The sequence below is a fragment of the Parapedobacter koreensis genome, assembly GCF_900109365.1.
Lineage (GTDB): Bacteria > Bacteroidota > Bacteroidia > Sphingobacteriales > Sphingobacteriaceae > Parapedobacter > Parapedobacter koreensis.
Map to the genome: position 1 here is coordinate 55,938 of NZ_FNZR01000008.1, position 12,657 is coordinate 68,594.

General features: G+C 47.6%; 10 protein-coding genes. 1 reads left to right on the forward strand and 9 read right to left on the reverse strand.

All coding sequences use genetic code 11. From position 1 onward, the window contains the following. The first annotated feature begins 158 nt into the window (after positions 1–158). Positions 159–3,107 (forward strand): FAD-binding and (Fe-S)-binding domain-containing protein, encoded by a 2,949-nt coding sequence (locus BMW65_RS17790; protein WP_090607425.1) that lies wholly within the window; start codon positions 159–161, stop codon positions 3,105–3,107. A gap of 18 nt (positions 3,108–3,125) precedes the next feature. Here BMW65_RS17790 and BMW65_RS17795 read toward each other — a convergent pair whose 3' ends face one another. From BMW65_RS17795 to BMW65_RS17835, 9 genes are all read right to left on the reverse strand, one after another. Further along, a complete protein-coding gene (locus tag BMW65_RS17795) occupies positions 3,126–3,530 on the reverse strand; it encodes a response regulator (RefSeq protein WP_090607426.1) in 405 nt (134 codons plus the stop codon). Between the two features lie 15 nt (positions 3,531–3,545). Beyond that, the gene (locus BMW65_RS17800) at positions 3,546–6,227 is read right to left on the reverse strand and encodes a PAS domain S-box protein (protein ID WP_090607428.1); all 2,682 of its coding nucleotides are present in this window, start codon (positions 6,225–6,227) and stop codon (positions 3,546–3,548) included. Positions 6,228–6,528: 301 nt separating this feature from the next. Then, entirely contained in the window at positions 6,529–7,965 is a 1,437-nt protein-coding gene (locus tag BMW65_RS17805; RefSeq protein ID WP_177181199.1) for a Glu/Leu/Phe/Val family dehydrogenase, read from the reverse strand. Between the two features lie 70 nt (positions 7,966–8,035). Next, positions 8,036–8,254, reverse strand: a complete 219-nt coding sequence (locus BMW65_RS17810) for a CcmD family protein (RefSeq protein ID WP_090607429.1) — start codon at positions 8,252–8,254, stop codon at positions 8,036–8,038. Positions 8,255–8,322: 68 nt separating this feature from the next. Beyond that, positions 8,323–8,991, reverse strand: a complete 669-nt coding sequence (gene ccsA, locus BMW65_RS17815) for a cytochrome c biogenesis protein (protein ID WP_090607431.1) — start codon at positions 8,989–8,991, stop codon at positions 8,323–8,325. 101 nt (positions 8,992–9,092) lie between these two features. Next, positions 9,093–9,752, reverse strand: a complete 660-nt coding sequence (locus BMW65_RS17820) for a heme exporter protein CcmB (RefSeq protein ID WP_090607432.1) — start codon at positions 9,750–9,752, stop codon at positions 9,093–9,095. Between the two features lie 48 nt (positions 9,753–9,800). Continuing rightward, on the reverse strand, positions 9,801–10,145 hold the full coding sequence (locus tag BMW65_RS17825; RefSeq protein ID WP_090607434.1) for a hypothetical protein: 345 nt from the start codon (positions 10,143–10,145) through the stop codon (positions 9,801–9,803). Positions 10,146–10,219: 74 nt separating this feature from the next. After that, positions 10,220–12,055 (reverse strand): ABC transporter ATP-binding protein, encoded by a 1,836-nt coding sequence (locus tag BMW65_RS17830; RefSeq protein WP_090607435.1) that lies wholly within the window; start codon positions 12,053–12,055, stop codon positions 10,220–10,222. A 55-nt stretch (positions 12,056–12,110) separates the two neighbouring features. Next, entirely contained in the window at positions 12,111–12,653 is a 543-nt protein-coding gene (locus tag BMW65_RS17835; RefSeq protein WP_245747677.1) for a hypothetical protein, read from the reverse strand. Between the last annotated feature and the right edge of the window lie 4 nt (positions 12,654–12,657).

Below are 12,657 nucleotides of genomic sequence, written 5' to 3' on the forward strand. Positions count from 1 at the left end.
GGGATGCTTGTCATGTTGCTATGGATTACCGTGTTAATTATAACAGGATAGTAGCATAACACGGACTTTGCCGTAAGCCCAGTATGAAAAAAGGCATACGGAAGATGCTAGTAAAGCCGTAATTAATAAAGGTTGATGTGTATCTTTAACACGTGAAAATGAAAGCAGCAGCTATACAGACTGGATTATCCCAATTGGAGAAAACCTTAGCAGGTTCATTTTACTATGACGAACGCGCGGAGCACCAAACGGTACTCCGTGCCTATTCCACGGATGCCTCGGTGTACCAAGAGCGCCCGTTGGCTGTCGCAATCCCAATGGACATTGCCGATTTGAAGGCGCTCATCGCCTTTGCTTCGAATCACGGCGTCACGCTGATCCCGCGCACAGCAGGCACATCATTGGCCGGGCAGGTAGTAGGCCATGGCATCGTGGTGGATGTATCCAGACACTTCAACCGTGTGCTGGAGGTGAATAAGGAAGAACGTTGGGTACGTGTGCAGCCCGGTGTCGTACGCGACGACCTCAATGCCTACCTCCGGCCGTATGGATTGATGTTTGGCCCGGAGACCTCCACGGCCAGCAGGGCAATGGTGGGTGGGATGATAGGCAACAATTCCTGCGGACTCCATTCCATCGTATGGGGCGATACCCGCAGCCACTTGCTATCGGCCAACGTATTGCTGGACGATGGTTCGGAAGTGGTATTCGAGGCGTTGGAGGGGCAAGCATTGTTCAGCAAGCTGACATTGGACAACCGTGAGGGGCAGATTTACCGTTGGATAGCTGATCTCCTATCGGCGCCTGCAAATCAGCAGGCTATCAAAACCGGCTACCCCAAGCCATCGCTCACCCGGCGGAATACAGGCTATGCATTGGATATACTCAGCGATCCTTCCCAACCGTTTAATTTCTGTAAGTTGCTCGCCGGATCAGAAGGGACATTGGGCATCCTCACCGAAGCCAAGCTTAACCTGCTGCCGCTACCGCCTAAGGAAATCGGGCTGCTGTGTATCCACTGCCATACGCTTATTGAGTCGTTGCATGCCAATTTGATAGCACTGCAACATCATCCTGAAGCTTCTGAATTGGTGGATAAATACATCATGGACTTTACCAAGGGACACCCGACTTACCAATACAACCGGTTTTTCATTGAGGGGGATCCGGAAGCGATGCTTATGGTGGAGTTTAGGGGTGATACCTTGGCCGAAGTTGAGCGCAAGGCAGGAGCCTTGAAAGCTGACTTAACGGCAAAGGGCCTGGGCTATGCCTATCCCTTGATAACTGGTGCACAAACCAACCTGGTGTGGGATGTGCGTAAGGCGGGGCTGGGCTTGATACGCAACCTGCCGGGCGATACACAGCCCGTAAATCTTATTGAAGATTGTGCGGTGTCTCCCGAGGATCTGCCGGCATATATCACCGATTTACAGGGTATTTTGGATAACCACGGCCTGAAGGCTTCCTACTATGCACATGCGGGGGCAGGCGAATTGCATGTGGAACCGTTGATCAACCTGAAGACTGCCGATGGCCGTAAGACCTTTCGGGCAGTACTCGCTGAAACGGCCCGGTTGGTGAAAAAGTATAACGGATCGCTCAGCGGTGAACATGGCGATGGTCGCCTACGTGGGGAATTTATCGGCAACGTGTTGGGCAATAGGGTATATGCCTTATTGAAACAGGTGAAGGAAATTTTTGATCCACATGGCATCTTCAATGCGAACAAAATTGTGGATACGCCGCCGATGGACAAATTCCTGCGGTATGAACGGGATACTTCGACCATCAAGGTGGATACCACATTTGATTTCAGCAGACAAGAAAGCATATTGCGCTTAGCCGAAAAATGTTCCGGCTCTGGCGACTGCCGTAAGACGCATATCACCGGCGGGACGATGTGCCCGTCGTATATGGCTACCCGTGAGGAAAAGGACACGACCCGTGCACGGGCCAACATGCTCAGGCAATTTCTTACGAATTCACCCAAAGCCAATCGCTTTGACCACCCGGAAATCAAGGAAGTCATGGATCTCTGTTTGAGCTGCAAGGGCTGCAAGACGGAGTGCCCCTCTGGCGTAGATGTTGCGAAGATGAAAGCGGAATTTTTGCAACATTATCACGATGCAAATGGTACGCCTTTCAGGACATGGCTGATCGCCAACTTTACCAAGTCCCAACAAATGGCTTCGTTTTTTCCACGACTTTACAATGCCGTAGTTAAAAACAAAGCGCTGGCTGCTTTGGTGAAGTGGGTCATCGGTTTCGCACAGGACCGATCCTTGCCTGAGGTGGGCAATATCACCCTACGCAAATGGATTGAACGGCAACAGACAATCCATCCATCGGATAATGGGCACATTAAACGAAAAAAGCCAGTTTATTTATTCTGTGATGAGTTTACGGAGTACAATGATGTAGGTATCGGTCAAACGGCATATCGCCTGCTCACCACGTTGGGATATGAGGTGCGGCTTGCCAAACATATCGAAAGTGGGCGTACTTATCTTTCTAAGGGGTTGGTACGCAAAGCGAAGGACATCGCTAACCGCAATGTCCAATACCTCAAAGACCTTATTTCTGCAGAAGCCCCATTAATTGGTATTGAGCCTTCCGCTATCTTGACATTCCGTGACGAGTATCCCGAATTGGTTGATAAGCAATGGGTGGAATCTGCTTACCGTTTGGCTAAACATGCGTTGCTCATCGATGAATTTATCCTCCGGGAAATGGAGGATGGGAATATCGATTCCACGCAATTTACGGATGAGGTCCGTAAAATCAAACTGCATGGCCATTGCTACCAAAAAGCCTTCCATCTGGTGGATACTACAGCCAAGATCCTTTCGTTGCCTGGTGGCTATGAGGTAGAGACCATTCCTTCCGGTTGCTGCGGTATGGCGGGCTCGTTTGGCTATGAAAAGGAACATTACCAGGTATCGATGAAGGTGGCTGAATTGGTGTTGCTCCCTGCGGTGAGGAGCATGCATGCCGAAGCGCTCGTGGCCGCTCCCGGCACAAGCTGCCGCCACCAAATCAAAGATGGCGCAGGAAGAAAGGCTTATCATCCCGTTGAAATTCTTTGGGAGGCATTGAAACGCTGAATGCCAATCGATGGGCGATCAATCTGAAAAAAAATGCACCAGGGGCTCGGCTGTCTTTAGTGCTGAAAGATCTTCCCGTTTTATGGGTTTTACCAGGTAACCGGCAAGTTGTTCATAGGTAAATGCACGTTCTTTATCAGCCTTATCGATGGAAGAAGTAACGATGACCACGCGGATATTATTGCCGTAGGGGAGTGTTTTCAATGCGTCCAGTACTTCCCATCCGTTCATGATCGGCATGTTGATATCTAAAAGTAACAAGAATCGTTTGTCTCTTGAAATGTGCTGCTTTAAGCGCGCAAGCGCCTCCTCGCCACTCGTACAAATCTCCGGTTCAACAGCAATGCCGGTGTCATTGAGCAAGACCTTTGCCATCGTGTTAAACATTTTGTCGTCATCAATAACCATAACATGCAGATCCATTGTATAGCTAAGATTTTAGGTGAAATTGATTTGCTCGGCTTTGTTGGTGATTGCTTTTAAAATATCATCCAGTTCTATTGCTGAACCATTTATAGAGTCTAATAGTTCGCCATTTTCGACGCCGGACTCGGGGAAATTCTGGATGAGATCGACAAGTCCCATAATACGGGCCAAAGGTGCCCGCACAACGTGCGATTGCATCCAGGCAATCTCTTGCAGTTTCCTGTTCTGTGTTTCAATAGCTTCGATATGATTCAGCTTTTCGGTGATGTCCTGCGCCAAAATAAGCGCCGCTGTCCGGCCGTGGAAGTTGATGATGACACTCTGTACTTCCACATGGATGATTTCCCCGTTCTTTTTGCGGTGGATATAAACGTCTTGATTAAAGAGCTCGTCGTGTTCTTTGGAAAACTCATAGCTCCCCCCTAATTTCAGCCGCTTTTGGGAAGGTTTGATATCCTTGATGGTCATGGAGAAAAACTCTTCTCGCGTGTACCCGTAATGTTTGATGGCTGCAACATTGACATCCAAAAAACGGTAGGTTTCCAAATCATATACCCACATGGGTTGTGGACTGAGGTGAAATAGGTTGCTATATTTGGCTTCGGATTCTTCCACTTCCCTAAGGTGTTTCTCCAGCTGCCGGTGCATTTGTTTTAGTTTTAGCTCGTTATGCTTCATTTCGGTGATGTCCAGACAGGCACCTATCATTTTTATCGGTATCCCTTCTTCGTCAAACATACACCTTACCCACGTTTTTAAATACCTCGTCTCACCATCCGGACGTACGATGCGTTCTTCAAATACACTGTCGTTGCCGGTTTTGCGTACTTGTTTTAAGATTTCGATGCTCCGCGCCTTGTCATCGTTATGCAAGGCCGCCAAATATCCCTGAAAGGTAGGATGATAATCGGTATTGGCAAATCCGTAAATATCACGAAGGACACTTGACCAACGCACACGGTTTGTTTCGGCATCCCACTGCCAGTTGCCAAAACGGGCCAATTCTTGCGCTTGATCAATCATGGCGGAAACCTCCTGCGCCAAATCGGCATTCCGGCGGTTTTCCAGTATCATTTTCAACAGGGTGGCTGTACGCTCAACGATTGCTAATTCCTCCGCGTTTGGGGCTTTTATTTGCTTGTAGTAAAGGCCAAGGACAGCCATTACACTGCCTTCGGAATCGATGATGGGATACGACCAACAGGCCTTGAGGCCATGCGAGAGCGGCGCCTGTGAGATACCGTACCATTTCGGATCTGTGGCGATATCGCTGACGATGATCGGAATTTTCAGGTAGGCTGCTGTACCGCATGATCCGGTGTTATCACCTATTTGCCGATTGTGAATGGCCGCTGAATAGGCCTGTGGAAGCGAAGGTGCCGCCCAGTTGAACAATCGGCCGTCGTGAACCCGATGTATAGAACAGTATAAGCCTGGAAAAAGCGCCTCGATACCAAGCAGGTATTCCGATAAAATCAACTTGACAGGCGTATTCCGGTGGGTGGTCAATTCTAATATATTTTTTTCGAGGTGGTCTAGGTCGGCAAGGCGCTTGGTTTCAGTAATGTCTACCATGATACCACGCAGCCATCTTGGCTTGCCGGATTTTGAGATGACAGATACTACATTCTTGATCCAGACGGTGTCCCCGTTTTTTTTGATTGCCCGGTAATCAAAGGTATGGTTGGCTAGTTTTTTTGTCTGCTGGCGATGGTACTTGGTCGCACGCTCCCTGTCGGATTCGTGGATGTGTTTCATCCAGAAATCGGGTTCGGAAAACCACTCCTTAGCGGTGTAGCCCAGCATCCGTTCAACTTTTTTACTGATAAATGTCAACTCGTAAGGTTCTACACTTGCTTCCCAAACAATCCCGTCTATCGTTTGGATGAGGTTCTGAAAATTTCGGTCAGATGAAACCAATGCGTTTTCAGTGTTCCGTTTATCGGTGATGTCCTTTGAAATCCCGTAAATCCGGACGCATACACCGTCTACCATGTCGGCTTTGCCTACAGTGGACAACCAGCGTTCACGGCCTTTGGCGGTAATGACAGGGAGCGTAAGGCGGAAAGAAGTGCCGTGCCGATTAGCCTTCTGAAAAGCCCGCAACATGCTCTTGCGGCTTATGGTATCAAAAAAGGACAAGGCGGATTCAAAATCGGGCTGGAATGCCGAATCCACTTGTAAGATCGTTTTTAACCGTTGTGACCAAGTAACAGTCCTATGCACCATGCTTACTTCCCAATTACCAGACCGGGCCATCTGCTGGGTTTGTTCGAGAAGGCGCTCATGCCGTATAGTCTCGGTGACATCCGTCATCGATCGGATGATAAACATGATTGCTCCCTGTTCATCGAGCACAGGGGTATTCAGTACGTCGAAGTATTTGATATCGACGCCATTGGATAATCCCGGCAACGGAAAGGGATATTTTTGTGTTATTACTTTATCGGTTTTTTTTTCGTGAAGGACTTGGTCAAAAGTAGCCTGCCATTGGTGTTGGTTCACGTAAGGGTTGCGGGGGAATACGTCAAAAAAGCCTTTGCCAACGATTTTTTCCCGTTCGATAGTACCACTCAGCGCCAAATAGGTATTGCTCGCATTGATGATGGTAAATACGGGGGCATTTGGAAGCAGAATCAAGCATGGTGTAGGCAAAGCCTCAAACATCGCTGAATAATGCTTTTCGCTTATCATAGCTGTGAACTAATATTACACTATTTTTGAACGAGTAGAAAGACCTTAATTGAGCAATCTTACGATTACGGAAATAAAGTTAATGCCTTTTTTATTAAAATCCTAACTTTTCAGCTATAAACTTGTCGCAGTAGATAGGCGAAGGATCAGGACGAGGCATGCATGCTATCGAACAGGCGGCAACAGATAAAATATTCATGAAGGTTTAGTGGTGGAATACTGGAATGGACAGCGAAATGAAGCTATCGGGGTATCCAAAAAAGCACTTGTTTTTTTGGATACCCCGTTAAGCTTGAAAATATTACGGCCAAATACCCAGGTTTTGGTAAGAGCCGGCGATTTTATCAATGGCACCTACGAAAGCGGCAGTCCGCAGCGTATCGATGGCTTTGTTTGAGTTTTTAATTTCCCTGATTTCGTGGTAAGCGCGTATCATGGTATCTTCCAGCCCGGAGTTGACCAGCTCCAATTCGTCTGCGCCCTTTACAATGGTCATCCGTTGGGCTGGGGTAAGTGACTTGCCCGTGATGGCCTCTACAGTGTTTACTAAATTGAGGTTGGCCATTTCTTCATACCGTTTATCCATGCGGCCAAAGGCCACGTGCGACAGGTTTTTCAGCCATTCAAAGTAAGATACCGTCACACCTCCTGCATTGCAATACATATCAGGGATAATAATCCCTCCCTTTTTGACGAATGCAGCTTCGGCGCCGGGAGTAGTGGGGCCGTTGGCACCTTCGGCGATAATTTTAGCTTGGATGCGGCCGATATTTTCTTCGGTCAATTGGTTTTCCAATGCTGCGGGAACCAAGATGTCACAAGGCTGTTCCAACCCTTCTGCCGATGTCTTAAATTCTTTGGAAGCTTTTTTGTAGCCCAATATCGAACCCGTATTTTTACGGTGTTCGAGGATGGCATCCGGGTCTAAGCCATCCGGATTGTACAGTGCGCCATCGTACTCGCATATCCCCACGATGACAGCACCAAACTCCATCAGTACCTTTGCCGTATTGTATCCAACATTACCCAGCCCTTGTACAATTACCTTTTTTCCTGTGATGCCGGGCGTAAGGCCGATTTCCTTCATGTCTTCGGTGACATCCACGCATTCGCGTATGGCGATGGCCACACCGCGTCCGGTGGCGGCTTTGCGCCCATTGATGCCATGCAATGAAATCGGTTTGCCCGTCACGCATCCGAAAGCATCCAACTGCCCCGGATTCATTGTCGTATAGGTGTCGGCTATCCAGCTCATTTCCCGTTCTCCGGTGCCGTAATCGGGAGCAGGTACATCAATAGCAGGGCCGATAAAATTCTTCTTGATCAATTCAACAGTGTATCGCCGGGTAATATTCTCTAACTCGGCAACGGAGTAGTTTTTCGGGTTTATGGCAATTCCGCCCTTGGCGCCCCCAAATGGTACGTTGACAATGGCACATTTGTACGTCATTAAGGCAGCGAGCGCCATCACCTCATCTTCATTGACCATTTCGCTGTACCGGATACCCCCCTTGGTGGGTGACATGTGTTGCGAATGCTCAACCCGCCAAGCGTTGATTACTTCTAACGTGTCGCCTCTTCGGAAAGGGAAACTAAAACGATAAACGCTATTACACACCTTAATTTGGTTGAGCAAGCCTTGGGAATGCTTCGTGAATTGCGCTGCATGATCAAAAAATGCGGATACATCGTCAAAAAAATGGGGTTCCTGCGCTGTTTTTGCTATTGACTTAGCCATAACAATAGTTATTATTAGATAATCGGTAATTTTAAATGAACAAGCAGCTTAACGGTGTTTCACGAATGTACTAGTGTTTTTGCTGTTTTTCCAAGCGAGCAAGTTTCTTGTCGATGGTAAACAGGTAGATGGCGAGTCCTAAAAAGAGTACCACCAATACGGTCACCACTACATAAATTTTGCCTGAGCTGCGTAAACCCGTGGCCATTTCGACCCCGGTGTTTGATTGCGCAAAACTACATATTAACCCATTGATAACTAATAGCAAAGAAAGAATTATCTTTTTCATAGTGTTTTGCAATAAACGTTGTCAATTTTTGTTGTTTAATCGTTTTACAATTGTCATTATACCAAAGTTTATGCCGCTGTGGCTTGATGTTGGTATTCCAATTTGCGGATGCGAAACCGTAAGGTCATCAGCCAGGTGCCGATGAGTATCCAGCCCAACGATGCGGGGTATAAGACCGCTTTCATTGAACCATCGAGATCAAATTGTCCAAACCCAGCATTCCCACCGCTGCCCGGATGGAGCGAATCGGTCGTCTTGGGCAGGATATACATCAGTACAATCATGATGGGAAAGGCAAAGACATTATAAACAGCGGATATTTTCGCACGCTTTTGTTCTTCTTCCAGGGCATTGCGAAGCACCAAATAGGCTAAGTACATTAGGGTGGCAATGGCGGATCCATTAAGCTTGGGGTCATTGGGCCAGGGATCGCCCCATGTGAAATTGGCCCATAACATACCGCTGGCCAGTCCAAATATGCAGAATACGATGCCTACATTGACACTTTCAACGGCTACTAAATCATGTTGTGGATTGCCAGCAGCTAAGTATTTAATGCTGTAGACAACCGATATGAAATAGAGGGTAAACATGGTAAACCACATGGGTACGTGGAAATACACATTGCGGATGGTTTCGTGCACGATGGGAAGAGCCGGTACTGGGCCCAATATACCCATGATAATGCTGTACAGCAGCAACAAAATACCCAGGATTTTCCACCAATAGTGTTTCATTGAAAGTGATATTGAACAACGATATAATGATTAAGGAGCAAAGATAGGAAATGAACGTTAAAGTCTTTGTTCCTAATATCCTTGTTCCTCCCTCTCACCAATCAGTCTCGCCAAAGGTAAGGAAATAACAATAAAGAAATAGCAATGGTGATCATGTTGATGGCAAGAAGTACAACCAATTCGTCATAGCTGACACTGCGATCCAAGCCGTCCATTGCGTTCTTGGAAACCTTGATAAGCACAAGAAGCAGGGGGATAATGATAGGGAAGCTTAGCACGGCCATCAGCGTGCTGTTGTTGCCTGCTTTTGCGCTTATTCCTGAAACCATGGTGAAGACGGAGGCGAACCCCGTGCTCCCCAAAAAGACAGTGAGCAAATAGAGTGTAGGATCACCAAGGGGATTCTGGAAGATTACGGAATATACCAAATAGGCTATCGCTGAAAGCAATAGCATGACAAGCATATTGTAAATGATTTTCGAAAGGATAACGGCCTTTGCGCTTGCTAAGGTATAATAATACAACTGGCGGCTGTGGCTCTCTTGCACAAAGCTTTTGTTGATGGCATTGACTGACGCAAATAAGAGGATAATCCAAAACAACGCATTCCATGTTGTAGGATCCACGGATTTGAATGCTTGATAGCATACAAAAACCGTGGATACTACATAAAGTAAAATGCTATTGATGGCATACTTGGAACGCCATTCCAATACGACGTCTTTGTGGACGAGGGATTTGACCTCTTTGAGCAAACTCATTCCCGCAAAGATACGATTCGCAAGGCATTTTTGTGGGAGAAGCGAAATCTAAATTTCCTCTTCGACCTTCTGCTTCGCTGTTTTGACGGCTTTGCTTGCATTATCGATGCCATCCTTGGCCAATCGATCGGCCTTATGGATGGCTGCTTGGCCTTTGCTCCGTGCCTGCGCACGTAAATCGTCGAGTTCATGGGCAGCGCGGTTGGCTAATTTAGAGGCTTCGCGTATGCTCTTTTTTGTACTTTTCCGGATGGAACTGGAGAGCTCACGTATGCCATCACTTGCGCGGTCCAATTGTTTGCGGCCTTCCTTTGTGCCCAACAGTAGCCAAGCTACGGTACCGGCTGCCAATCCTACCAACGCATACGTAACGATACTGTTTTTTGTGTTCATCTTGTTGTCCTTTTAATTATGTTTCGCTTTCACTTTTTATACCTTAAGAACAACGGCATGCAAAAAAAGTTTTCTTACGTGGCCCATTTATCCGCCAGCTGGAGCTTATAGAGATGATGATATAATCCTTCGCCTTTGTCCATAAGTTCTTCATGGGTGCCTGAAGCGACCACCTGGCCGCATTCGACGACGACGATTTGATCGGCTTCCCGGATGGTAGAAAGCCGATGGGCGATGATGATGGACGTGCGATTCTTCATCAATTCCTCCAGCGCTTGCTGTACTTGCCGTTCGGACTCGGAGTCTAATGAAGAGGTGGCCTCATCAAGAATTAAAATAGCGGGATCTTTGAGTAAAGCCCGGGCAATGGCGATACGCTGGCGCTGGCCGCCGGACAATTTTACGCCACGTTCGCCAACCACGGTGTCATATCCCTCGGGAAAATCCATGATAAAGTCGTGCGCATTGGCCCGTTGGGCGGCAGTAATGATTTCACCCGCATCGGCATCCAGCCTTCCGTAGGCTATATTTTCACGAATAGTACCCCCAAAGAGCAATACATCTTGTGGTACAATGGCCACTTGGTGACGAATATCAGTCAATGGGTAACTGCCCGCTTCATGGCCATCAAATAAAATGCGGCCGCTACCGGGCTTGTAAAATTGCAAGATCAGGGCAGCGATGGTAGATTTGCCTGTACCGCTTGGCCCCACAATGGCGATCTTTTTGCCTGCCTGTACCTCGAATGATACGTTTTTCAAGACGGTGATTTCGCGCCGGGACGGGTAGGTAAACGTAACATTTTCAAATGCAATATGCCCAGTTATCAGGTTTTTGATGGTTTTATCTTCCTGTAATAAACCGATATCCTCCTGCGGCTCATCCAAAATCTCGATGACGCGCTCACTGGCACCTATCGCTTTTTGAATGTTGGCGTATAGCTCCGGAAAGCTGCCCATCGATCCTGCCACAAATATGGAGTAAAGGATATAAGTGGTCAGATCGCCGACGGATATGTCACCCGAAGCCACCAATGCCGAGCCATACCAGATAACAGCTACTACTGCGCCGAAGAGGCAGAATATAATAAAAGACGCAAAGATGCCGCGGTATGTAGCCCCCTTGACGGCGATATCGACCACAGCTTGGAGTGTCTTGGAATAGCGTGCTGCTTCGTAGGCTTCATTGACGAATGCTTTCACATTGCTGATGCCCTGAAGCGTTTCCTGTACTACGGTGTTTGACTCGGCCAACTTGTCCTGTGCTTTGCGCGATAGCTTGCGGATAAATCGGCCGAAGACAACGGCTACCACCACCAGTATAGGTAAAATACTTAGATTGAGTAAGGTGAGCTTGCCTGAAACAATGAATAGTAAGCATACGCCGCCGTTGAGCAGGACAACCTGCCTGATGATTTCCGCTAACGTCGTCGTCATGGTGTCCTGTATCTGTGCCAAGTCGGCGGAAAGGCGGCTGTTTAATTCACCTACTCTTCTGTTGGCAAAGAAATCAAGTGGCAGCGTGATCAGTGTATAGTACGAATCACGGCGGATATCTGCGAGGGATTTTTCGGCTACCTCCACAAAGAGGCGTATCCGGAAAAACGACACAACCGATTGGGCAAATAGGATGAGGAATGCAATTATTCCGATGGTGCGGATGTCTGCCGGAATCCATGCATAACCTTGTTTGCCTTGGGCGGCATCGATCATGGCACCCAACAGTGCGGGAAAGGTGAGCGCTGTCAAGCTGGATAAAAACAAAAAGACCATGCCGATGATGAATTTCATCCGGTATGGTTTGAGGTAGGCCAGCAACTTGGCAGCCTTCCTAAGCGTTGTCTTGGTGAGCTTTGGTTTGGGTAGATCCTCCGATGGCGTATCCCCACTATTTAACCGTTGTCTTGCCATGTCCTATAACTAAAAACTATAAGGGCAAAAGTATAGACAATAATGCGTTAGCATATCACGTTTTCGTCAATTTTTGACGGTTGATAAACACATACGTGATACCGCCCAATAGTATTAGCCCCAGCAATACGGCAATGCCCTCATAAATTTGATTGGTTTTTTCGAGGCCATTGATTTCGCTGGCCAATTGTTCCTGCTGAAGCTGTAGCTTGCTGATGGTCTTTATATAGCCATTGATACGGCCATCAAATTCGGACGCCTGATCGGCTATCTGCGACTTTTCAAAGTCCTTATAGTCTAACAGCATTTTTGTTTCGCGGAAGATGTCATTGTCCATCAATACAATTTGCTTGAGGATGTCAATGGATGCCTGCATGTCTTTTTTTGTTTTCAGGCCAAAGATGCCGGTGCGCCTTTTGAGGCTTTCGTCAAATTGACCAAAGCGCTGGCTGCGCTGGGTCAACAGTTCGTTTACCTTTTGGCGTTGGTTTTCATAGCCCAAAGTGTCAGCCGCTTGGCGCTGGGCCATGGATGGGGTAAAGGTGAGCAGCAAGGCACAACTTGCTAACAGGAGGCGTATGGGGGAAAACTTCATCATATGT

Coding starts and splice junctions, on each gene's coding strand:
- BMW65_RS17790 (WP_090607425.1), top strand. CDS start 159: ATGAAAGCAGCAGCTATACAGACTGGATTATCCCAATTGGAGAAAACC.
- BMW65_RS17795 (WP_090607426.1), bottom strand. CDS start 3,530: ATGGATCTGCATGTTATGGTTATTGATGACGACAAAATGTTTAACACG.
- BMW65_RS17800 (WP_090607428.1), bottom strand. CDS start 6,227: ATGATAAGCGAAAAGCATTATTCAGCGATGTTTGAGGCTTTGCCTACA.
- BMW65_RS17805 (WP_177181199.1), bottom strand. CDS start 7,965: ATGGCTAAGTCAATAGCAAAAACAGCGCAGGAACCCCATTTTTTTGAC.
- BMW65_RS17810 (WP_090607429.1), bottom strand. CDS start 8,254: ATGAAAAAGATAATTCTTTCTTTGCTATTAGTTATCAATGGGTTAATA.
- ccsA (WP_090607431.1), bottom strand. CDS start 8,991: ATGAAACACTATTGGTGGAAAATCCTGGGTATTTTGTTGCTGCTGTAC.
- BMW65_RS17820 (WP_090607432.1), bottom strand. CDS start 9,752: ATGAGTTTGCTCAAAGAGGTCAAATCCCTCGTCCACAAAGACGTCGTA.
- BMW65_RS17825 (WP_090607434.1), bottom strand. CDS start 10,145: ATGAACACAAAAAACAGTATCGTTACGTATGCGTTGGTAGGATTGGCA.
- BMW65_RS17830 (WP_090607435.1), bottom strand. CDS start 12,055: ATGGCAAGACAACGGTTAAATAGTGGGGATACGCCATCGGAGGATCTA.
- BMW65_RS17835 (WP_245747677.1), bottom strand. CDS start 12,653: ATGATGAAGTTTTCCCCCATACGCCTCCTGTTAGCAAGTTGTGCCTTG.